This window comes from Thioalkalivibrio sp. ALJ2, assembly GCF_000378325.1.
GTDB lineage: Bacteria > Pseudomonadota > Gammaproteobacteria > Ectothiorhodospirales > Ectothiorhodospiraceae > Thioalkalivibrio.
Map to the genome: position 1 here is coordinate 905,359 of NZ_KB899554.1, position 22,852 is coordinate 928,210.

The following is a 22,852-nucleotide window of genomic DNA, read 5'->3' on the forward strand; positions in this document are numbered from 1 at the left end:
GCGCCATGAAAGCCTTTGTTGCCTGGGTCGACCGTTCCCCACTGTGGTTGTTTGCACTGTTCGTGGCCACCCTGGGGCTGTCGCCCTATGTCCCCGAACCGCACATCGTCGAGAAGATCCGCTGGCTCTTCCAGGGCGAGCTGACCCGTCCGATCGATATCCTCGACCTGATCATGCACGCCATTCCCTGGCTGCTGATGGCCTTCAAGCTCTATCGCATGAGCATTACGTCGAAAGGCGCTTCCTGACTCGGCGTCTCCTTGAGGCTTGTGGGAACTCGACGGTCCCGACTTGGGTCGCTACGGTGCCTGCCACTTTGACGTGACCAAGGAGAGTCCCATGCGTTTTATTGTTGCTGTTACCGCCGGTACTGACGACCCGACCCGCGCCACTCTCGGCATGATTGCCGCGAACGTGGCCAAGCAGCAGGGCCATGACGTGACCGTCTGGCTGCAGGGCGAGGCCGTGAACATCGCCAACCGGAATGTCTACGACAAGATCGTCGGCCACAACATGCCGGCGATGAAGGACATCGTGGATTCGCTGGTCGAGGAAGGCGTCCCGTTCTGGGCCTGCGAGGCCTGCGCCAAGGGCCGCGACGTCGGCGAGCACAACTTCCTGCCGAACGCCGAGATGGCCGGCATGGGTCAGTACGTCCAGGCCGTTGCCGATTTCGACCGCTCCATGAGCTTCTGATCGAGCGGGCCGGTCCGCGGGTGGGGTGTGATCCCCCGCCCGTTTTGCCCGTGTCTCCTGTGTCAGCCCCTCGAACTGGCACATCGCATGCTTGTTTGTTCCGGGAGTGATCCACGGACGACGAGCATGACCCAGACCCCATCCCCGAGTTTTTCCTTCGAAGAGGCCATTGGCGACTTCCTGGTCGCCTCGCGCAAGTGCGAGGTGGTGAGCCTGGAGCGCCTGCTGGAGGCGGTACAGCTGGTCGGGCGCATCCGCGCGCTGGTGCATCAGCTCCAGCGCGAACGCGGTGCCTCCAGCCTCTGGATCGGCTCCGGTGGCCAGCGCTATGCGGACGAACTAGCGCAGTACCGAGCTGAATCCGACACCACCGCACAGGCGTTTCGTGAACACCTTGATGGCTGGCTGGAGCCCGGGGCCTGTGCCCACGCGCGCAGCCGTCTGCTGGGGCGCATGGCGCTGGCGCTGCATGGCCTGTCGGGTCTGCCCAGCCTGCGGGCGGAGGTCAGCGAACGCACGCTCTCGCCGATGGAGGCGATGCGCGGCTTCAGCGAGCTGATCCGGTCGCTGCTGGCAGTGGTGTTCGAGGCCGCTGACTCCGCCACGGACCCGGAGGTCTCGCGGGCCCTGGTGGCCCTGCTGAACTTCATGCAGGGCAAGGAGCTGGCGGGCCAGGAACGCGCGATCGGGGCCGCCGGCTTTGGTCAGGGCGTGTTCGATGGCGAACTGCGCCAGTCCCTGTTGCACCGGATCGATGCCCAGGAACGCTCGTTTCGGATCTTCTCCGAGTTTGCCCCGAAGCCCGCCTGCGCGGCCTGGCAGGAACTGCAGGGCGCGGGCTTCGCGGCGGAGGTCGAGCGGCTGCGCCGTCAGGCCTGTACCCACGGCGATCTCCGGGGCGATCCCCTGCCGGACCCGGCCCGCGCCGAGACCTGGTTTGCCTGCACCACCGCGCGCATCGACGCGATGAAGGAGATCGAGGACCTGCTGGAGATGCACCTGAACGAGTGCTGTTCGGCACGCATCACGGCGGATCGCGCGGACCTGGGCGCTGTGCGTGATCGGGTGGAGCAACTCGCCGAGTCGGAGCTGCGCGACAGCGTGCCGTATGCGGTGTTTTTCGGCGCGCCGGAGGGCCTGGAGAGCACGCAGGAGGAGGGCGAGACCGTACTCAACGTCCCGATCGTCGGGCACTCGGTGATGGACCTGGTGCAGCGCCAGGCGACCCGGCTGCAGTCGGTGGAGGACGAACTGCATGCGGCACGCCAGGCCCTGGCCGAACGCAAGACCATCGAGCGCGCCAAGGTGCTGCTGATCCAGCACCGCGGCCTCAGCGAGGATCAGGCCTACAAGCTCCTGCGCCAGACGGCGATGAACCAGAACCGGCGCCTGGCCGAGGTCGCCGAGGCGACCGTCGCGATGTCCGACCTCCTGGGCAAGGGCGACCTGTAGCTAATACGCGGGGAAAGGGATTCCGCCCCTGTGGGAGCGGGCCTGCCCGCGAAGCCCCTGCTAGTGTCCGACAATGGCAGGGGCTTCGCCGCCAAGGCGGCTCCTACGGGGTGTGCACCAGAGCGGTTCATCTGCACCGCCGGCGTGCCCCAGGGTGGTGCCGCTTGTGATCGTCATTCCCCTGCCAGGATTCGATTGTTTACCGGGAACCGTCCGATTTTTCCGCGTCAGGGTGGGCTTTGGTCCACGAGAGTCGATTAGCAACAGCTAATTGGCACACCTCCTGCAGGAGACTGAGCAAGACGAGCCAACGGCGGTTCGTCGCCTGACAACAGGGAGACCCGATGACCGGGCCTCCCGTGGGACTGGACAAAGGCGTCCATCACCCGGCTGCAAACGCGGCCGGGCTGATGCGACGCCTTTTTTCGTTTTTGGGACGTGTTTGCTGACAAGGGGAGTGAACCCGCAATGACCGATCACACGAAAAAGGCCTCCGGCCTGTCGCGCCGGCGTTTCCTGGGCGGCATGGCCGCCGGGATCGGCGCGACCGCGCTGGGCGTTTCCGGGGCCGCGCCCTGGGGGTATGCGAAGGCCGGCAACGGCAAGCCGGAGACCACCGAGGCGAAGCTGGGCTTTATCGCCCTGACCGACGCCGCTCCGCTGTTCATCGCGCTGGAGAAGGGGTTCTTCGCCGCCCACGGCATGCCGGACGTACAGGTGCTGAAGCAGTCCTCCTGGGGCACGGTGCGCGACAACCTGGAACTGGGCTCGCGCCGCGGCGGCATCGACGGCTCGCACATTCTGACGCCGATGCCCTACCTGATCCATCGTCGCGGTACGCCGATGAGCATCCTCGCGCGGCTGAACCTGGCCGGACAGTGTATCTCGGTGGGCGATGAATACGCCGATCTGAAGGTCGGCCTGGAGACCGGGGAGTTCAAGGAGGCGCTGGCGGAGAAGCGCGCCGGCGGCGACGAGGTACGCGCGGCGATGACCTTCCCCGGCGGCACCCATGACCTGTGGATTCGCTACTGGATGGCGGCCGGCGGGATCGACCCGAACCGCGACATCTCCACCATCGTCGTGCCGCCGGCGCAGATGGTCGCCAACATGCGCGTCGGGTCCATGGACACCTTCTGTGTCTGCGAGCCCTGGAACATGCAGCTGATCAACCAGGGCATCGGCTATACCGCGAACACCACCGGCGAGCTCTGGCACAACCATCCCGAGAAGGCGCTGGGCATGCGCGCGGACTGGGTGGAGGCGAACCCGAACGCGGCCCGCGCCCTGACCATGGCGGTGATGGAGGCGCAGATGTACTGCGAGGACCCGGCGAATATCGAGGAGGTCGCCGAGATCTGCTCGCGCCGGCGCTACATCCATGCCCCGTACGGCGACATCATCGACCGCATGCAGGGGCACTTCGACTACGGCACCGGCCGCGTGGTCGAGGATCACCCCGACCGCATGCGCTACTGGAACGACCAGGCCTCCTATCCCTTCAAGAGCCACGACCTGTGGTTCCTCACCGAGGACATCCGCTGGGGCTACCTGCCGCCGGATCTCGACATGCAGGCCCTGGTGGACGAGGTCAACCGCGAGGACATCTGGCGCGAGGCGGCCGACACGCTCGGCATCGATTCGGCCGACATCCCCGAGTCCACCTCGCGCGGCAAGGAAGAGTTCTTCGACGGCAAGGTCTTCGACCCGGAAGACCCACAGGCCTATCTCGACAGCCTGGAGATCAAGGCGCTCGCGTCCTGACGCGACGGCCCGACGCCCCCTGCACAGACGATTCAAGAGGATTCGACGATGAGTGCCATTCTCGATCGCAACATGACCTTCGGCGCCGGGCGCGAACGCCCGGCGGCCGCGGAGACCTCCACGGCCGCGGTGGCCCGGCCGGCGGCGCCGTCGGCCCGGTCCGGCGGTGCCCCGCCGCCCGACCCCGGGGCCTGGGCCCGGCGTATGCGCAACGCGGCTACCGTGGTCCTGCCCCCGGTGATCGTGACCGCGATTTTTTTGCTCCTTTGGGAAATGATGACGTCCTCCCAGGGAGCCGTACTGCCCGGCCCGAGTCAGGTGATCACCGACACCTGGGAACTGATCGTCAACCCGTTCTATGACTACGGCGGCAACGACGTGGGCATGGCCTGGCAGCTGCTCGCCAGCCTGGAACGCGTGGCCTACGGCTACGCCCTGGCGGTGGTCGCCGGGATCGGTCTCGGCGTGCTGGTCGGCCAGTCCACCTGGGCGATGCGCGGGCTGGACCCGCTGTTCCAGGTGCTGCGCACCGTGCCGCCGCTGGCCTGGCTGCCGATCTCCCTGGCCGCGTTCCAGGCGAGCAACCCGTCGGCCATCTTCGTGATCTTCATCACCGCGATCTGGCCGATCATCATCAACACCTCGGTCGGCATCCGGAATATCTCGCAGGACTACGTGAACGTGGCCCGCGTGCTGCGCCTGAACGGCTTCGAGTACTTCACCAAGATCATGCTCCCGGCCGCCGCGCCGTATGTCTTCTCCGGTCTGCGCATCGGCATCGGCCTCGCCTGGCTGGCGATCGTCGCCGCCGAGATGCTGATCGGCGGGGTCGGCATCGGCTTCTTTATCTGGGATGCCTGGAACGCCTCCATGCTCAGCGACATCGTGCTGGCCCTGGTCTACGTCGGCCTGGTCGGGTTCTTCCTCGACCGTCTGGTCGCGACCGTCGGCAAATGGGTCACCCGCGGCACGCAGGCCGGCTGATCCGGCCCCTCACAGGAGAATCATCATGACCAGCTATCTCTCCATCGAACACGTCCACAAGACCTTTGGCGAAGGACCGACGGCCAGCGAGGTGCTGCGCGACGTCGACCTGCACGTGGACCGCGGCGAGTTCCTCTCCATTATCGGCCACTCCGGCTGCGGCAAGTCGACGGTGCTCAACATCGTCGCCGGGCTGCTGGAGACCAGCACCGGCGCGGTGATCCTGGACGGCAAGGAGGTCAGCAAGCCGGGTCCGGATCGCAGCGTCGTGTTCCAGAACCACTCCCTGCTGCCCTGGCTGACCGTGCGCGACAACGTGGCACTGGCGGTGGACAAGACCTTCAAGGGCAAGAAATCCGCCGCCGAGCGCCGCGAGTGGATCCTGCAGACGCTGGATATGGTCGGCATGAGCCACGCGCTGGACAAGCGCCCGGACGAGATCTCCGGCGGCATGAAGCAGCGCGTGGGCATCGCCCGGGCGCTGGCGATGGAGCCGAAGGTCCTGCTGATGGACGAGCCCTTCGGCGCGCTGGATGCGTTGACCCGGGCGCACCTGCAGGACGAGGTGATGCGCATCCAGTCGGAGCTGGGCAACACCGTGCTGATGGTCACCCACGACGTGGACGAGGCGGTGCTGCTGTCCGACCGCATCGTGATGATGACCAACGGCCCGGCGGCGACCATCGGCGAGATCCTGGAGATCGACCTGCCGAAGCCGCGCGAGCGCCTGGTGATGGCCGACAACCCCCAGTACAACCACTACCGGGCCGAGGTGCTGCGCTTTCTCCACGAGCGCCACAAGAACCCCGAGTCGGAGGCCGCGTGATGGATACCGCGAACGACAAGCCGCGGCTGGTCCTGATCGGCAACGGCATGGCCGGCATGCGCACGGTCGAGGAGCTCTTGAAGCTCACGCCGGACATGTACGACATCACCGTGTTCGGCGCCGAGCCCTGGGGCAACTACAACCGCATCATGCTCTCGCCGGTGCTGGCCTCGGAGAAGACCGTCGACGAGATCATGCTGAACGACGATGCCTGGTATGCCGAACGCGGCATCACCCTGCACAAGGGCCGACGCATCGAGCGGATCGACCGCGTGAACCGGCGGGTGATCGCCGAGGACGGCACCGAGGCGCCCTATGACCGCCTGCTGCTGGCGACCGGCTCCGACCCGGTGATGATCCCGGTGCCGGGGCACGAACTGGAGGGCGTGGTTGCCTTCCGCGACATCCACGACGTGGACGCGATGCTCGCGGCCAGCCGCGCACACCAGCATGCGGTGGTGATCGGCGGCGGCCTGCTGGGCCTGGAGGCTGCCAACGGCCTGATGCGCCAGGGCATGGAGGTCACCGTGGTGCACCTGATGGATCACCTGATGGAGCGCCAGCTGGATGCCGAGGCCGCCGGGATGCTGCGCGGCTCGCTGGAGGAGCGCGGCATGCGTTTTCGCATGGCGCACCAGACCGAGGCGATCCTGGGCGAGGACCGCGTCACCGGCGTGCGCTTCACCGACGGCAGCGAGGTCGAGGCGGATCTGGTGGTGATGGCGGTCGGCATCCGTCCGAACACCGCGCTGGCCGAGTCCGCCGGGCTGCACTGCGAGCGCGGCGTGGTGGTGAACGACACGATGCAGACCTATGACCCGTCGATCTACGCGGTCGGCGAGTGTGTGCAGCACCGCGGCGCCACCTACGGCCTGGTCGCGCCCCTGTGGGAGCAGGCGAAGGTCTGCGCCAACCACCTGGCCGAGTACGGCATTGGGCGCTACGAGGGCTCGATGACCTCCACCAAGCTGAAGGTGACCGGGATCGACCTGTTCTCCGCCGGCGACTTCACCGGCGACGAGACCACCGAGGACCTGGTGTTCAAGGATGCCGCGCGCGGCGTCTACAAGCGCCTGGTGCTGAAGGACAACCGCATCCAGGGGGCCGTGCTGTACGGCGATACCCTGGACGGCTCCTGGTACTTCCAGCTGATGCGGGACGGAACGCCAGTGGCCGACATCCGCGAGAACCTGCTGTTCGGCCAGGCGCATATCGGCGACTCCGGTCATGGCGACCAGGCTTCGCGGGTCGCGGCCATGCCCGACGAGGCCGAGATCTGCGGCTGCAATGGCGTGTGCAAGGGCGAGATCGTCCAGGCGATCAGCGAGCACAAGCTGTTCACGCTGGAGGACGTGCGTGCCCACACCAAGGCGTCGAACTCCTGTGGTTCCTGCACCGGGCTGGTGGAGTCCGTGCTCGCCACCACGCTGGGTGGAGACTACTCCGACGCCCCGGCGAAAAAGCCGGTCTGCGCCTGCACCGACCACAGCCACGACGAGGTGCGCGCGGCCATTGCCCGCGACGGCCTGAAGACCATGGACGCGGTGTTCGAGGCCCTCGACTGGAAGACCCCGAACGGCTGCCATGTCTGCCGTCCGGCGCTCAACTACTACCTGCTGGCGGCCTGGCCGAAGGACTACCAGGACGACGCCCAGTCGCGCTTCATCAACGAGCGCGCCCACGGCAACATCCAGAAGGACGGTACCTATTCCGTCGTGCCGCGCATCTGGGGCGGGGTGACCACCCCGGCCGAGCTGCGCGCGATCGCCGAGGTGGCCGAGCGCTACCAGGTGCCCACGGTCAAGTTCACCGGCGGCCAGCGCATCGACCTGCTGGGGGTGAAGAAGGCCGACCTGCCGGCGATGTGGCGCGATCTCGGCGACGCCGGGTTTGTCTCCGGCCATGCCTACGGCAAGGCCCTGCGTACGGTGAAGACCTGTGTCGGCTCCGAGTGGTGCCGCTTTGGCACCCAGGACTCGACCGGACTCGGCATCCAGCTGGAACGGATGAGCTGGGGCTCCTGGACCCCGCACAAGTTCAAGATGGCGGTCTCTGGCTGTCCGCGTAACTGCGCCGAGGCCACGATCAAGGACCTGGGCGTGGTCTGCGTGGACTCGGGCTACGAGCTGCACGTGGGCGGCAACGGCGGGGTGAAGGTGCGCGCCACCGACTTCCTCTGCAAGGTGGAGACCGAGGCCGAGGTGCTGGAATATGCCGGGGCCTTCATGCAGTTCTACCGCGAAGACGCGCGCTACCTGGAACGCACCGCCCCGTGGATCGAGCGCGTCGGGCTGACCCGGGTGAAGGAACGCCTGGTGGACGACGCCGAGAACCGCGCGGCACTGTACGCCCGCTTCCTGGAGTCGCAGGAGGTGGCGCAGGTGGACCCCTGGGCCGAGCGGGCCGCCGGGCATGCGGCGCACGAGTTCATTCCGATCACGCCGGTGGACGCGCCCCCGCGCCAGGGGGTGTCGGCATGAGCTGGCTTGCGATCTGTCCGCTCGAGGACATCCCGCCGCTGGGTGCGCGCGTAGTGGCGAGTCCGAACGGCGACATCGCCGTGTTCCGCGCCGCGGATGACCGCGTGTTTGCCCTGCGCGACCAGTGCCCGCACAAGGGCGGGCCGCTGTCGCAGGGCATCGTCCACGGCGAGCGCGTGACCTGCCCGCTGCACAACTGGGTGATCGACCTGCAGTCCGGCGAGGCCACCGGGGCGGACAGTGGCTGTACCCATGCCTTCCCGATACGGGTGACCGACGGTCAGGTGTGGCTGGATTTCTCCGGCGCCACGGGCGACGCCGCGGACCATGCCGCTGCGGCACCGGTCGCCTGCCGCGAGGCGGGCTGAGATGGCCACGGCCGAGCCGGTGACCCGTACCACCTGCCCCTATTGCGGGGTGGGCTGCGGGGTGGAGGTGACCGCGACGCCGGAAGGCGAGTTTCCGGTCGCGGTGCGCGGCGACCCCGCCCATCCGGCGAATGCCGGGCGCCTGTGCTCCAAGGGCGCGGCACTGGCCGAGACCCTCGGCGACGAGGCCCGGCTGCTGCACCCGGAGATCGGCGGGCGGCGTGTCGACTGGGAGACCGCGCTGGATCATGTGGCGAACGGCTTTCGCGAGACCATCGCGGCACACGGGCCGGATGCGGTCGCCCTGTACGTCTCCGGGCAGATCCTGACCGAGGATTACTACGTCGCCAACAAGCTGATGAAGGGCTTCATCGGTTCGGCGAATATCGATACCAACTCCCGGCTCTGCATGTCCACGGCCGTGGCCGCCCATACCCGCGCCTTCGGGGTGGATGGCGTGCCGGGGAGCTATACCGACCTCGAGCAGGCCGATCTGGTCGTGGTGACGGGCTCCAACATGGCCTGGGCCCACCCGGTCCTGTTCCAGCGCCTGCAGGCCGCCCGCGCGGCGCGCCCGGAGATGAAGCTGGTGGTGATCGACCCGCGGCGCACGGCCACCGCCCAGGCGGCCGACCTGCACCTGCCGCTGGCGCCGGGCACGGATGCCTGGCTGTTCAACGGCCTGCTGGACCACCTGCGCCGGGAGGATGCGCTGGACCCCGGCTTCCTGGAGCGCCATGTCGACGGTTTCGCCGACGCCCTGGCGGCCGCGCGGGCCTCCAGCCCATCGATCGCCGCGACGGCAGAGGCCTGCGAGCTGGAGCCGGAGGCCGTGGCAACGTTCTTCCAGTGGTTTGCCCGTACCGAGCGCACCGTGACCGCCTTCTGCCAGGGCATCAACCAGTCCGACAGCGGCGTGGACAAGGCCGGGACGATCCTCAACGTGCACCTGGCCACCGGCCGTATCGGGCGCGCGGGCATGGGCCCGTTCTCGCTGACGGGCCAGCCGAACGCGATGGGCGGGCGCGAGGTCGGCGGACTGGCCAGCCAGCTGGCCGCCCACATGGGCTTCGACGACGCGGCCCTGGACCGGGTCGGACGTTTCTGGGGCGCACCGAACCTCGCGCGCCAGCCGGGGCTGAAGGCGCTGGACCTGTTCCGCGCGGTCGAGTCGGGGCAGGTGAAGGCGGTCTGGATCATCGGCACCAATCCGCTGTTCAGCCTGCCCGAGGCCGCGCGCTTCGAGCAGGCCCTGGCCGCATGCCCGCTGGTCGTGGTCTCCGACTGCGTGCGCGAGACCGAGACCACGCGGGTAGCCGACGTCCTGCTGCCGGCGACCACCTGGGGCGAGAAGGACGGCACGGTAACCAACTCCGAGCGCCGCATCTCGCGCCAGCGCCCGTTCCGGGCGCCCCCGGGCGAGGCCCGCCACGACTGGTGGGCGCTGGCCCGAGTCGCGCAGCAGCTGGGTTTCGCCGACGCCTTTCCCTATACCCATCCGGGCGAGATCTTCCGCGAGCATGCGGCGCTGTCCGCCTTCGAGAACCACGGCACGCGCGACTTCGATATCGGCGCCCTGGCCGGGCTGTCCGACGCCGAGTACGAGGCCCTGGAGCCGGTGCAGTGGCCGCTGCCGGCGGGGAGTCGGACGGGCGCCGAACACCTCTATGCCGATGGCCGTTTCTTCACCGCCAATGGCCGGGCGCGGCTCGCGGCCGTGACTCCGCAGGCCCCGACCGACCCGGTCGCTGCCGACTATCCGCTGCGCCTGAACACCGGCCGCATCCGCGACCAGTGGCACAGCATGACCCGCACCGCACGCACCCCGCGCCTGAGCGCGCATCAGCCGGAACCGTTCGTCGAGATCCATCCGGTGGATGCCGGGCTGTTCCGTCTCCAGGGCGGCGATCTCGCCGAGGTGACCAGTCGCCACGGACGCCTGCTGGCGCGGGTGCAGGTGAGCCGCGAGCAGCGCCCGGGCAGCGTGTTCGTGCCCATGCACTGGAGCCGTCCGATCGCGCGGCTCGCCCGGGTCGATGCGCTGGTGCCCGCGCATGTCGACCCGGTCTCCGGTCAGCCGGCGTTCAAGCACACGGCCGTGGCCGTGCGCCCGGCGGCACTGGACTGGCACGGCTTCGTGCTGAGCCGCGAGCCGATCGCCGCACCGGACGCGGACTATGCGGTGACCGCCCGCGGTCCCCGACACCTGCGCACCGAACTGGCTGGGCGCGGCGCACCGCCCACGATGGATGCGTGGCGCGAACGTCTGGACGGGCCGGGGGAATGGCTGGAGTTCGCCGACCCCGCCGGGGGGCGCTACCGCGCCGCGCGGATCCATGAAGGGCGGCTCGCCTGCGTGCTGTTCGCGGGGCCCGACCGGGGCCTGCCCGAGCGCGAGTGGCTGGCGGGCCTGTTCGCGGTCGAGACGATCAGCGATACCGAGCGCATGGCGCTGCTCACCGGTAGAGCGCCGAACGGCCAGGCCGCGCGTGGGCGCATGGTCTGCGCCTGCTTCGGCGTGGACGAGACACGCATCCGCACCGCGATCCGCGAGCAGGGGCTGGCCACCTGCGAGGCCGTGGGTGCGGTCCTCGAGGCGGGGACCAATTGCGGCTCCTGCCGACCCGAGATCCAGACCCTGTTGAACGAGGAAGCCGAGGCGCCCACGGACCCCGTGGCGCGGGAGGGATAAGCATGGAACACCTGCCGATCTATATGCAGTTGCACGGCCGCGAGGCTCTGGTCGTAGGGGCTGGTCCGGTGGCCACGCGCAAGGCGGCGCTGCTGCTGGAGGCCGGGGCGCGGGTGCGCCTGCGGGCCCCGGCGTACAGCGAGGCCGCCGAGCGCCTGCTGCGCGAACAAGCGGGGTCGATCAGCCGCGATCCGGGGGTCTATGACACCGAATGCCTGGCTGGGGTGGCGATCGTGATTGCCGCGACCGATGACGCGGCTGTAAACCGCCAGGTCTCGGAGGACTGCCTCGCGCGCTCGATCCCGGTGAACGTGGCCGACCAGCCCGAGCTGTGCAGCTTCATCCTGCCGGCGATCGTGGAGCGCGGGCCGCTGACCGTCGCGATTGGCTCGGGTGGCCGCGCCCCGGTGCTGGTACGCCTGTTGCGCGCGAAGATCGAGAGCCTGATCCCGGCCGGCTATGGCCGGCTGGCCGATCTCGCCGGGCGGCTGCGCGACCGGGTGCGCGCCCGTTTCGACCACGTGAACGCCCGCCGCGCGTTCTGGGAACGGGCCTTTGCCGGGCCGGCCACCGAGCTGGCCCTGGCCGGGCGCATGGACGCGGCCGAGGCGCGCCTGGAACAGGAACTGGCGGACGCCGCGGCCCGCACGCCGGGCGAGGTCTACCTGATCGGCGCCGGACCGGGCGATCCCGACCTGCTGACCTTTCGCGCGCTGCGCCTGCTGCAGCAGGCAGATGTGGTCGTCTACGACCGGCTGGTGTCCTCCGAGGTGGTGAACCTCGCGCGGCGCGAGGCCGAGCGCTTCTATGTCGGCAAGGAGCGCGATCACCACTGCGTGCCGCAGGAGGAGATCAGCGCGCTGCTCTCCCGACTGGCGCGCGAGGGCAAGCGCGTGGCACGGCTGAAGGGCGGCGACCCGTTCGTGTTCGGCCGGGGCGGCGAGGAGCTGGACGTGCTGGCGCGCGACGGCGTGGCCTACCAGGTCGTCCCCGGCATCACCGCGGCCAGCGGCTGTTCCGCCTATGCGGGCATACCGCTGACCCACCGCGACCATGCCCAGTCGGTGCGATTCATCACCGGCCATACCCGCGAAGGGCGGCTGGATGTGGACTGGTCGCAGCTGACCAGTACCCGCGAGACCCTGGTGTTCTACATGGGCCGCAAGGGGGTGGGCGAGATCTGCCGGGGGCTGAAGGGTGCCGGCCGCGCCGGGCAGACCCCGGCGGCGATCATCGAGAACGGCACCACTGCCCGCCAGCGCGTCGTGACCGGCACGCTGGATACCCTGGCCGCGCGCGCCGAGCGCGAGCAGGTGGGCTCGCCCAGCCTGATCGTGATCGGCGAGGTGGCGGCCTGCCACGCGCGTCTGGCCTGGTTCCAGCCGGATGCCGGGGCCGCCACGGTGTTTCCACAGCCGATGCCGATGTCGGGGCCGCGTGCCGCGGCGGCGAGTGCGGCGTGACGGCCGCATCCGTCCTGCCGGAGGCGGCGGCCAGTGGCCTCGCGGGTCGCCGCGTGGCCCTGCCGGAGAGCCGGGCGCTGGAGGTCTTCGCCGGTCTGCTGGAGCGGCGCGGGGCCGAGGTCTGGCGCTGCCCCCTGATCGCGATCCACGACAGCCCCGACCGCACGGCGATCGAGGCCTGGCTGCACAGGGCGATCGAGGCGCCGTTCGACCGCCTGATCTTCCTGACCGGCGAGGGCTTTACCCGCCTGACCGGCTTTGCGCAGCGTGCCGGACGCGAGGACGCCTGGCTGGCCGCCGTGGTGCGGACGCCGACCCTGGTGCGCGGCCCCAAGCCGGGGCGGGCGATGAAGCCCTTCGGCGTGCGGCCGGATGCGATCGCGGCCGCACCGACGACCGAGGGCATCATCGAAACCCTTTCCGGACAGGATCGGGCCGGGCAGCATCTGGCCGGGCAGCGTATCGGGGTGCAGCTCTACGGCGCGGAACCCAACCGCCGCCTGCTCGAGTTCCTGGAGCAGGCGGGCGCCGAGGTCTTTCCCGTCTGGCCCTACCGCTATGCGGACGCCGCCGAGACCGGGCGCGTGACCGGGCTGATCGAGGCCCTGATCGCGGGGGACGTGGATGCGATTGCCTTCACCAGTCAGGCCCAGGTGCGGCGCCTGCTGCGCGTCGCCCGCGACGCGGGGCGCGAGGACGCGCTGCTGGCAGCGCTCGGCCGCACCGTCGTCGCCGCGATCGGCCCGGTGGTGGCCGACGAGTTGCGCGCCCACGGGGTGCACCCGACAGTAGTCCCTGACGGGCAGTACTTCATGAAACCCCTGGTCTCGACGCTCGCGCGACACCTGGGTGCACATGGCGGCTGAATGGCGGGCCCAGCGCGGGTCTCAGTGACCGTCGTGGCCGGCGTACATCGCCTCGATGGCCTCGCTGTAGTGTTCGACGATCACCGGGCGCTTGAGCTTCATGGTCGGGGTCAGCATGCCGTTGTCCACGGACCAGGCCTCGTGCGTCACATGCACATGGCGGATCTTGGCGTAGCCGGGGAAGTCGCGTAGCTGATACTGGATGCGCTGCAGCAGGGCGCGTTCGGCCTTGCGCGGCAGGCGACCCTCGGCCTCGGCGTCGAGGTCGTGGTCGCTGGCAAACGAGGCCCAGGCCTCCGGCTCTGGAACGACCAGGGCGGTCAGGAAAGAGCGGTTGTCGCCGACGATCATCACCTGGTCGAACAGCGCATCCAGCGCGATCGCCATCTCCATGTCGGCCGGCGGGACCTTCTCGCCGTTGGTCAGCACCAGGATGTCCTTGATGCGACCGGTGATGAAGACATGCCCGCTGTCGTCGATGCGGGCCTGGTCACCACTGTGCAGCCAGCCGTCCTCGCCGATGGTCTCGCGGGTGGCCTCCGCATTTTTCCAGTAGCCGAGCATCACGCAGGGGCTGCGGGTGAGCAGTTCGTCCATCTCGCCAATCTTCACCTCCACCCCGGGCAGCGGCTTGCCGATCGAGGCGGGCAGGTTGTTGTCCGGGGTGTTCACGGTGACCACCGGGCTGGCCTCGGTCATCCCGTAGCCGTGCAGGACCGGCAGGCCCAGGCCGATAAAGAACTGGGCGATCGGCGGTGGGAGGGGGGCGCCGCCGCAGACCGCGAAGCGCAGCTCGCCGCCCAGGCGGTCCAGTACCTTGCGCGCGACGATGCGCTCCAGCAGGGGCCAGAGCAGGAAGCCGGGAGACCATCCGCCCCGGCCCTGCTGGTGCTCGAAACGCTTCCAGCCGATATTGACGGTCGCCTTGAACAGGGCGCGGCCGAGGCCCGATTTCTGTTTCAGGCCGGCCTGGATGCGGCCGTGTACGCGTTCGTAGATGCGTGGTACCGAGATCAGCACGGTGGGGCGCACGTTGACCAGGTCCTCTCCCAGGGCCTGAATGGAGCGCGCGAAGGCGACCTCGGCACCGATCAGCATGGGCATGTACAGCCCGGCGGTGCGTTCCAGCATGTGCGACAGCGGCAGGAACGAGAGGAAACGGTCGGCGGGCGACAGCGGGCCGGTCTGCGAGGAGGCCCAGGCGTTCTCCAGGATGTTGCGGTGCGAGAGGATCACGCCCTTGGGGCGTCCGGTGGTGCCGGAGGTATAGACGATCGTGGCCATGGTCTCCGGATCGAGGTCCGGGTGGTGGAACTCGGTGCCCTCGTGCCGCGCGAGCCAGTCTTCCAGCTCGATCACGCGCTCGTCGTCGGGCTCCGTATCCTCGCCGCCGATGTTCACGATGCGCCGTAGCGATGGCATGTTCTCGAAGTGCTCGGACAGCCGTCGGCTGTGGGCGCTTTCGCCCAGCAGAAGGATGCGCGCCTGCGTCTGGCCGATGATGTAGGCGACGTTGTCGGGACGATCGTCGGTGTACAGCGGGACCGGGACCAGCCCCAGCCCCATCGCCGCTTGGTCAAACGCGACCCACTCGCGTGAGTTGCCGAGCATCAGTGCCACGCGTTCGCCAGGCTTGAGGCCCTCCGCAGCCAGCGCGGCCTGCCAGCGATCCACCATCGTTCCCATCTCGCGCCAGGAGGTCTGCTGCCACCCTCCGCTTTCGCTGTTGTACTGGCGATAGGCCGGGGCATCCGGCGTCTGCTCGACGCGGACACGGAACAGCGAGGGGAGGGTCGGGGCCTGGTCGGGACGGATCGCGGAATCGGACATCGGCGCGTCTCGCAGCTTGGAGTATGTTCGGGACGTTAGAGGACCCGGACCTGTGCGGCAACCTTGGCGTCTGTGGCGTTCTACAGTCCCAGCGGGTGGGCGGCGGGCCGGTAGGCGACCGCACCAATCACCAGGCTGATACCGATCAGCGCGATGATGCCGCCACCGGCAAGCCCGAAGGCCGGGCCTACGTAGGTCAGGCGGCCGACGCGCGTCGGGCCCAGCCAGCGGCGGGTCCAGTCGCGTGCGGAGACGGCCAGTGTGGCCAGAACGGATACCGTGGCCGCGGTTCCCAGCGACATCGCCAACACGGCCAGCACGCCAGCCCAGGCCAGACCCAGGGCCGCCGAGACCGCCATGATCAGCACCGCGCCGGAGCAGGGGCGGATACCCACAGCCGCGACCGTACCCCACCAGGTCCCGCTGTGGTTCGGGTCGACATGATGCGGGGTGCCGCAGCCGCAGTGATCGTCGTGGGTGTGGTGGTCATGGTGGTGATGGTCTGCGTGCTCATGCCGGGCCTCCGCACGTGCCTGGGCATGGGCCTTGTGCAGGCGCCAGGCGTGGCGCAGGGCACGCAGCATCAGCCAGACCCCCAGCAGGGCGACCAGCGCGAAACTGGCGATCTCCAGGGTGCGCACCTGGCCCAGCGTATCGCGCGCCAGCCAGCCGAGCAGGCCGATCAGCACCCCGACCAGCACAATGGCCGTGACCCCCTGGGCCAGTGCCGAGACGGTGGAGAGCAGGATGCCGCGTTTCAGGTTCTGGGGCTGGGTCAGCAGATAGGCGCTGATGACCGCCTTGCCATGGCCGGGGCCGGCCGCGTGGAAGACGCCGTACAGCAGGCTGACCAGGATCAGGGCGCCGGCCGTCTGGGCGGTGGGGGCGTCGCGCAGGGCGTGCAGTCCCTGAGTGAGGTCGCGATGCAACTGGCGCTGGGTCTGCAGCATCCAGGCGGTGACGCGCTCCAGTGCCCCGGGTGGATCGGCAAGTGTCTCCGGTACCGGTGCGGTGGCGGTATCCGGCATGGCCGAGCGTTCCTCGGCCTCGGTTTCGCCCGCAGGGGTGCCGCCGCCCAGCGGATGGGCCGATTCGCCGGCGTGGGCGCTGAAAGCGCCCAGCAACAAGAAGAGCCCCAGGGCCAGGAGGACCAGGGGGCCAGTGAGGCCGTGAAGTCGATGGGCGGGGGCGACGATCATATCGTTACACTATAACGCTGTCCTGCGGATTCATCGAACGGTTTTCGTTCTAATCCTGTGTGGTCGCGCTCAGTCCGAACGGTTCCGGCATTGCAGGGTGGCGGTCTCGGCAAAGTGGCGTCCGAGATTGTCGACAGGACTGCGGTCCTGACGTTCCAGGGTGGCGGCATAGCGCATTAGTTGCGGGTCCGGGCGCGCCTCTTCGATCTGTACCTCGCAGCCCTGGCGATTCTCGATATGCACCACGTCGTCCGCGTCGTGCAGGACCTCGATCCAGTAGGTCGGGTCGAATACGCGATAGGTGAAGCCGCTGGCATCCTCGAGGTCATGCCCGGCCAGCGGCAGGTCGAAGCGCAGATAGAGCCGCCGGTCCTCCAGCGAGAGCCGGGCGTTTTCCGCCCGAGGTACCGCGATCTCCGCGTCGTCGTGGCGCAGCTCGGTGAAGTAGTCGTAGGCGGCCAGGTTTTCCAGCATGCGCTCGGCGACCCGATCCAGCGCCTCGTCGATGCCGATATCGCCTTCCAGGTCCCGGGTCATCTCTTCCAGCAGCATGTGGCTGTAGGTCGGATCGATCAGCCAGGCCTGCTGCATGCGCTCCAGCTGGCCGTTGTCGTCGAACACCAGCCCCACGCGCAGGTCGATCCAGGCGTGGGGGTGTGCCAGCGCAAGGCCCGGGATCAGTAGCGCCAGGCCCAGCAGGAGTCGCCGGATGAGGCGTCGAGCCATGTTCAGGCGACGCTCCCGCTGCGCTGCCAGCGTGTCCCCTCCGGGGTGTCCTCGAGTTCGATCCCGCGGGCGGTGAGCTCGTCGCGGATGGCGTCGGCGGTGGCGAAGTCGCGGTTCTGGCGCGCGGCCTGCCGGGCGGCGATGCGCTCCTCCACCCAGGCGGCGAGTTCGTGGTCCTCGCCATTCCCCTGGAACCAGGTCGTCGGGTCCTGCTGCAGCAGCCCGAGCAGCCCGGCGCCGGCCATCAGCTCGCCTTTCAGGCGGGCGCGTTCGGCCGGGTCGCCAGCCGCGGCCAGGGCATCGGCCAGGCGGTGCAGGGCGGTGATGCCGCCGGGGGTGTTCAGGTCATCCAGCAGCGCGGTGAACACCGGGGTCTCGGCGGCGTTCACGGGGGCCGGTGCGATGTCGGCGTGGTCGCGCAGCACGCGGTAGAGCCCGTTCAGGGCATTGCGCGACTGGTTCAGCGTGTCCTCGGAGAAGTTCAGCGGCGCGCGGTAGTGGCGCGACAGCAGCGCCATGCGCAGGACCTCGCCCGGATAGGCCTGCAGCAGGTCGTGCAACAGCTGGAAGTTGCCCAGCGACTTGGACATCTTCTCGCCGTCGATGGTCACGTGCCCGTTGTGCACCCAGTAGCGGGCGTAATGCGTGCCGTGCTCCGCGCAGCCCTCCGCCGCGCAGCCCTGGGCGATCTCGTTCTCGTGGTGGGGGAAGACCAGGTCGTGCCCACCACCGTGGATGTCGATCATCGCGCCCAGGTGGCTGCGGATCATCGCGGTGCATTCGAGATGCCAGCCGGGGCGGCCATAGCCCCAGGGGCTGTCCCAGCCCGGTTCGCCTTCGGCGGCCGGCTTCCACAGCACGAAGTCGCCGGGGTGGCGTTTGTAGCTGGCGACCTCGACCCGGGCGCCGGCCTGCATGTCCTCCAGCGTGCGCCCGGACAGCGCGCCATAGTCTGGATAGGAGGTGACGTCGAATAGCACGTGCCCCTCGGCCGGGTAGGCATGGCCGCGCTCGATCAGCCGTTCGATCAGCTCGACCATCGGCTGGATGTGATCCGTGGCGCGCGGCTCGAGGGTCGGCGGTAGCGTGCCCAGCTCGGCGATGTCCTCGTGGAAGGCTCGGGTGAAGCGCTCGGTCAGCGCGGCGATCGGTTCGCCGTTCTCCGCCGCGGCCTTGTTGATCTTGTCGTCGACGTCGGTGATGTTGCGCGCGTAGATCACGTGCTCCGGGCCGTACAGCTCGCGCAATACGCGAAACAGCACGTCGAACACCACCACCGGGCGGCCGTTGCCCACGTGTACCCGGTTGTAGACGGTGGGGCCGCAGACATAGAGCGTGACGCGTTCGGGGTCCTGCGGACGAAAGGGCTCGTCGCGCCCGCCGAGCGTGTTGTGCAGGATCAGCTCGCGGCCGGGGTTGGCGCTCATTTCGTGTCGTCCTTGTGGCCGTACAGGGTCTCGGGGGCGATCTCCGGGTCGCTGGTGATCACGGCCTCGTCGTTGTCGATCTGCACGTAGAAGCAGCTGCGCCGGCCGGTATGGCAGGCGGGGCCGGTCTGGTCGACCTTCAGCAGGATAGTGTCGCCGTCGCAGTCCAGGTGCAGCGATTGCAGCTGCTGCACCTGACCCGACTGCTCGCCCTTGCGCCACAGCGCCTGGCGCGAGCGCGAGTAGTAGCACACGCGCCCGGTGCGCAGGGTCTCGTCCAGCGCCTCGCGGTTCATCCAGGCCATCATCAGGACCTCGCCGCTGTCGAACTGCTGGGCGATCGCGGGGATCAGGCCGTCCGAGTTCAGCTTGAGTTTTTCCAGCACCTCGGCGGCTGGCTGGCGGGTGCTGCGCGAGGCTTTTTCCAGTGTCTTGAACATGTACGCCGGCATAGCGGAAACCAGCGCCAAGGGTACCATTCTGCGCCCGTGATGAGCAGAACGGGACGCGCATCCCGATGCGACTTCCGGGAAAACCGTTGTGGCCCGATATCGAATGCAAGCAGCGAGCACGGGCCGTTGGCAGCCTGCGCCTTGGAAGCCCTTGCATCCCCGGGCCGGCTGGTCGATCCTCAAACGAAATTAGCAACACGCAGGCGGATTTCTGCGCGGGCTGGGGAACGGGATTGAGGCGCGACACGAGGGACAAGGCCGGTATTCCCGACAGAGGAGTGAGTGCCTGGCGTACCGCCAGCTGGGTGGCACTGGTCTATCTGGCGCTCGGGCTGCTGTGGATTGGGCTGTCCGACAAGGCGTTGCTGTGGCTGGTGGACGATATCCAGTTGCTGGGCTGGTTGCAGACGGTCAAGGGCTTTTTCTATGTCACTGTGACCGCACTGGTCCTCTTTCTGCTGTTGTACTGGGTGCTCGCGGCCCGTGACCAGGCCTCGGCCGAAGCCCGTTATCTGACCGAAGTGGTCAATCGCTCGCCGGTAGTCGCCATCGAGTGGGCCGCGCGTCCCGGCTGGCCGGTGGTGTATGTGTCCCCGAATGTGCGGCGCTGGGGCCTCGAGCCGGAGGATTTGCTGTCCGGTGCGGCGGACTATGCGCAACGGATTCACCCGGACGACCGGGAGGCCATCATCAAGGACGTGCACCGGCATATGGAACGCGGGCCGGACGAGTATGTGCAGTACTACCGCCTGGATGTCGGGGAGACGCGCTGGATCTGGGTCGAGGATCGGACCTGGCTGGAGCGGGACTCCGGTGGCGAGATCCTCGGCTTTCACGGCCTGCTGACGGATGTAACCGAACGGGTCGAGGCCGAGCGTGGCCTGCGCGACAGCGAGAAGCGCTTTCGGGCCATCTTCGACAACGTGCAGGAGGGTATTCTGCTGCAGGACTTCGAGACGGGTGCCTTTGTCGGAGCGAATGCCGCGTCGCTGGCCATGTATGGCTACGAGCACGAGGCGATTCTGCGTTGCACGGTCAGCGATCTTAGCGCCCAGGAGCCCGGCTACGAGGTCGAACGCCAGCAGGCCTTGATCAACCGCGCGCGACATGGCGAACAACTGTCGTTCGAGTGGCGCGCTCGCCACCGTGACGGCCATGTCTTCTGGGTGGAAGCGAATCTGCAGGCAACCGAGATCGCCAACGAACGTCTGCTGCTGGTGACCCTGCGCAATATCGAATCACGCAAGAAGGCCGAGCAGGCGTTGAATCGCCAGGTGGATCGCCTGGCACGCGCCGAGCGTCATGCGGGCCTCGGTTCATGGGAGTACGTGGTCGAGACTGGTCGCCTGTGGTGGTCCGATCACCTGTATGACCTGATGGGGCTGGATTCTCGCCACCATACGCCCAGTCTGAGCGAAGTCTGGAATGTGCAGTTCGACCCGGATGCCGGAGATGCGGAAGAACTGCGAGAGGTCTTGCGTAAGCTGGCCCCCGGTCAGGAGGGTGTTGGGCGGCGGTTCCGGCTGCGGCGGCATCCCTCGCGCGGCGAAGAGCGCTGGTTCAGCCTGGTGGTGGACTCGGTGGTCCAGGGCGACGACGGTCTGCACGCGGTCCAGGGGACGATGCTGGATATCACGGATCTGTAGCGGGAAGAGTCGTTATGTCGGGGGGTGTCAGCGGAAGGGCCCAAATACGGTCCCGCTGTGACCGAAACAGCGGTTTGACCTCTTCCGCTTGAAGTAGTCGCCCGTTCGCGCTCACGGGGTGCGAGCGTACAATGGCGAGCTGATTCCCCGTTCGCCGGAGCTCTCGATATGTCGTCCCAGCCGCACCCCACCGCCATGCGTTCCCTGACCTTCCACGGCCTGACCCCGGGGCCGCGGCTGATCGTGCTGGGTGCGGTGCATGGCAACGAAACCTGCGGCACGCAGGCGGCCGAGCGGTTGCATGACGAGCTGGAGAGCGGCGAGCGTCGCCTGCAGTGCGGGACGCTGACGCTGGTCCCGCGCACGAATCCGCTGGCCTACGAGCTGGGGCAGCGCATGGGCGAGCGCAACCTGAACCGCAACTTGCGCGTGACCGAGGACCCGCAGGACTTCGAGGACCGCATCGCCAACGTACTGTGCCCGCTGCTGGCGGCGCACGACGTCCTGCTGGATCTGCACTCGTTTCATACCGGCGGTCAGCCGTTCATCATGCTGGGCCCGCGGAACAACGAGGGCGGACTGGAGGACTTTGCCCGTGCCCGCGAGGAGGAGGCCCTGGCCGCCTGCCTCGGCCCGCGGCGCATGGTCGAGGGCTGGCTGGATACCTACGCGCGCGGGGTCGCCCGGCGCATGAAGAACCCGAACGCCAGTCACCGCGCGCAGATGCTGTCCACCGACCCCAGCTACGGCATCGGCACCACCGAGTACATGCGCTCGCAGGGCGGCTACGGGGTGACGCTGGAATGCGGCCAGCACGACGACCCGCAGGCCCCGGTGGTCGCCTATAACGCGATCCTCAATACCCTGGCCCACCTCGGCATGATCGAGGCCCCGGCCACGCCCGGGCAGGACGACCCGGAGGTCCTGCGCCTGGTCGAGGTGATCGACCGCGACCACCCCGATGACCGGTTCGTGCGCGAGTGGAAGAGCTTCGATCCCCTGCGCGAGGGTGACGTGATCGGTGTTCGCGCGGACGGGACCGAAGTGAAGGCCCCGGCCGACGGTTTCATTGTGTTCCCCAACCCCAACTCGCTGCCGGGCAACGAATGGTTCTATCGCGCCGAGTTCAGTGATCGCCGCGTGATCTGACCTCCCGTGGAGTTCGTCTTCTCCGGCGTTGCCGCGCTACTTTTTGCGGCCGGGTTTTTCGCCGGTGCCTTGAATGCCCTGGCCGGGGGCGGCAGTTTTCTGACCCTGCCGGCCCTGATGGCCGTGGGTGTCCCGCCGGTGGCGGCCAATGCCACCGGGACCGCCGCATTGCTGCCCGGGTATGCGGCCAGCCTGCTCGTCGATCACCGTCGTCTGCGCATCCTGGGGCGGGATCTGGGCATGCGCCTGCTGGCGCTGTTCCTGGTCGTGGGGGCGCTGGGCGGGGCGCTGGGCGCGGCCCTGCTCCTGCTGACGGGGGACGCGCGTTTTCGGGCCTTCATCCCCTGGCTGCTGTTGCTGGCGACACTGCTGTTTGCGCTGGGCCCGTGGCTGCAGCGCCGCGCGGCCCATGCGGCCCGTCCGGCACTGGCCCGGGTGGCGGGCGCGGGGCTTGGCTGTGTCTACGGTGGCTATTTCAACGGCGGGGTCGGCATCCTGCTGCTGGCGATCCTGCGGGGGCAGGGGATGGTCGACCTGGCACAGGCCAATGCCCTGAAGAACCTGCTCTCCACGGTGCTGACGCTGATTGCCGTCGTGGTCTTTGTCGTGGGTGGACAGGTGGTTGCGACCGGGCTGCTGGCCGTCGGGGCCGGGGCCATTCTCGGCGCCCGGGTCGGGATTGGGCTACTGGGGGTTCTGCCCGAACCGTGGTACCGGCATCTGGTTACGCTGGTGGGTGCCGGTACCACGGTGCTTTTCTTCGTTGATCCGGCCTGGCTGGGGTAGTTGTTCGACGCGGGTTTGATGCAATTCGCGGGGCTCATTGCATCCT

At 68.5% G+C, this 22,852-nt stretch carries 19 protein-coding genes; 14 read left to right on the plus strand and 5 right to left on the minus strand.

Going from position 1 to position 22,852, the window contains the following annotated elements; genetic code table 11:
* Positions 1-5: 5 nt before the first annotated feature.
* The 11 genes from F468_RS0104275 to F468_RS0104325 all read left to right on the plus strand — a co-directional run bounded on the left by F468_RS0104275 (position 6) and on the right by F468_RS0104325 (position 13,591).
* On the plus strand, positions 6-248 hold the full coding sequence (locus F468_RS0104275; RefSeq protein ID WP_012982075.1) for a hypothetical protein: 243 nt from the start codon (positions 6-8) through the stop codon (positions 246-248).
* Between the two features lie 91 nt (positions 249-339).
* Positions 340-696, plus strand: coding sequence for a DsrE family protein (locus tag F468_RS0104280; protein ID WP_012982076.1), 357 nt, complete (start codon positions 340-342; stop codon positions 694-696).
* A gap of 126 nt (positions 697-822) precedes the next feature.
* Entirely contained in the window at positions 823-2,148 is a 1,326-nt protein-coding gene (locus tag F468_RS0104285; RefSeq protein WP_018649032.1) for a nitrate regulatory protein, read from the plus strand.
* 468 nt (positions 2,149-2,616) lie between these two features.
* Entirely contained in the window at positions 2,617-3,912 is a 1,296-nt protein-coding gene (locus tag F468_RS0104290) for a CmpA/NrtA family ABC transporter substrate-binding protein (RefSeq protein WP_018994667.1), read from the plus strand.
* A gap of 48 nt (positions 3,913-3,960) precedes the next feature.
* Positions 3,961-4,896: a nitrate ABC transporter permease gene (gene ntrB, locus F468_RS0104295; protein WP_012982079.1), complete on the plus strand. Its 936-nt coding sequence runs from the start codon at positions 3,961-3,963 to the stop codon at positions 4,894-4,896.
* A 25-nt stretch (positions 4,897-4,921) separates the two neighbouring features.
* Positions 4,922-5,722, plus strand: coding sequence for an ABC transporter ATP-binding protein (locus tag F468_RS0104300; RefSeq protein ID WP_012982080.1), 801 nt, complete (start codon positions 4,922-4,924; stop codon positions 5,720-5,722).
* Positions 5,722-8,202, plus strand: coding sequence for a nitrite reductase large subunit NirB (gene nirB / locus F468_RS0104305; protein WP_018994668.1), 2,481 nt, complete (start codon positions 5,722-5,724; stop codon positions 8,200-8,202). The genes F468_RS0104300 and nirB overlap by 1 nt, the downstream gene beginning before the upstream one ends.
* Positions 8,199-8,570: a nitrite reductase small subunit NirD gene (gene nirD / locus F468_RS0104310; protein WP_018649030.1), complete on the plus strand. Its 372-nt coding sequence runs from the start codon at positions 8,199-8,201 to the stop codon at positions 8,568-8,570. The genes nirB and nirD overlap by 4 nt, the downstream gene beginning before the upstream one ends.
* A 1-nt stretch (position 8,571) precedes the next feature.
* Positions 8,572-11,262, plus strand: a complete 2,691-nt coding sequence (locus F468_RS0104315; protein WP_018649029.1) for a nitrate reductase — start codon at positions 8,572-8,574, stop codon at positions 11,260-11,262.
* A gap of 2 nt (positions 11,263-11,264) precedes the next feature.
* Complete coding sequence (gene cysG, locus F468_RS0104320) at positions 11,265-12,725, plus strand: siroheme synthase CysG (RefSeq protein WP_018649028.1); 1,461 nt, start codon at positions 11,265-11,267, stop codon at positions 12,723-12,725.
* Positions 12,722-13,591 carry a uroporphyrinogen-III synthase gene (locus F468_RS0104325; RefSeq protein WP_018649027.1) on the plus strand — a complete coding sequence of 290 codons (870 nt, stop codon included), beginning with the start codon at positions 12,722-12,724 and terminating at the stop codon, positions 13,589-13,591. The genes cysG and F468_RS0104325 overlap by 4 nt, the downstream gene beginning before the upstream one ends.
* 21 nt (positions 13,592-13,612) lie before the next feature.
* On the opposite strand, the gene F468_RS0104330 is transcribed toward F468_RS0104325, so the two are convergent.
* The 5 genes from F468_RS0104330 to hisI form a co-directional block, all read right to left on the minus strand.
* Positions 13,613-15,421, minus strand: a complete 1,809-nt coding sequence (locus tag F468_RS0104330) for a long-chain fatty acid--CoA ligase (protein ID WP_018649026.1) — start codon at positions 15,419-15,421, stop codon at positions 13,613-13,615.
* Between the two features lie 80 nt (positions 15,422-15,501).
* Positions 15,502-16,620, minus strand: a complete 1,119-nt coding sequence (locus tag F468_RS0104335) for a nickel/cobalt transporter (protein WP_018994669.1) — start codon at positions 16,618-16,620, stop codon at positions 15,502-15,504.
* A 69-nt stretch (positions 16,621-16,689) separates the two neighbouring features.
* On the minus strand, positions 16,690-17,346 hold the full coding sequence (locus F468_RS0104340) for a DUF1007 family protein (protein WP_018994670.1): 657 nt from the start codon (positions 17,344-17,346) through the stop codon (positions 16,690-16,692).
* A 2-nt stretch (positions 17,347-17,348) separates the two neighbouring features.
* Entirely contained in the window at positions 17,349-18,773 is a 1,425-nt protein-coding gene (gene cysS / locus F468_RS0104345) for a cysteine--tRNA ligase (protein ID WP_018994671.1), read from the minus strand.
* A complete protein-coding gene (gene hisI, locus F468_RS0104350; RefSeq protein ID WP_026182199.1) occupies positions 18,770-19,213 on the minus strand; it encodes a phosphoribosyl-AMP cyclohydrolase in 444 nt (147 codons plus the stop codon). Before hisI ends, cysS begins: the two co-directional genes overlap by 4 nt.
* Before the next feature lie 290 nt (positions 19,214-19,503).
* On the opposite strand from hisI, the gene F468_RS0104355 reads away from it, so the two are divergent.
* The 3 genes from F468_RS0104355 (at position 19,504) to F468_RS0104365 (ending at position 22,806) form a co-directional block, all read left to right on the plus strand.
* A complete protein-coding gene (locus F468_RS0104355; RefSeq protein ID WP_018174720.1) occupies positions 19,504-20,871 on the plus strand; it encodes a PAS domain S-box protein in 1,368 nt (455 codons plus the stop codon).
* 168 nt (positions 20,872-21,039) lie between these two features.
* Positions 21,040-22,020, plus strand: coding sequence for a M14 family metallopeptidase (locus F468_RS0104360; protein ID WP_018994672.1), 981 nt, complete (start codon positions 21,040-21,042; stop codon positions 22,018-22,020).
* Between the two features lie 6 nt (positions 22,021-22,026).
* Positions 22,027-22,806: a sulfite exporter TauE/SafE family protein gene (locus tag F468_RS0104365; RefSeq protein WP_018994673.1), complete on the plus strand. Its 780-nt coding sequence runs from the start codon at positions 22,027-22,029 to the stop codon at positions 22,804-22,806.
* The last annotated feature ends 46 nt before the right edge of the window (positions 22,807-22,852 follow it).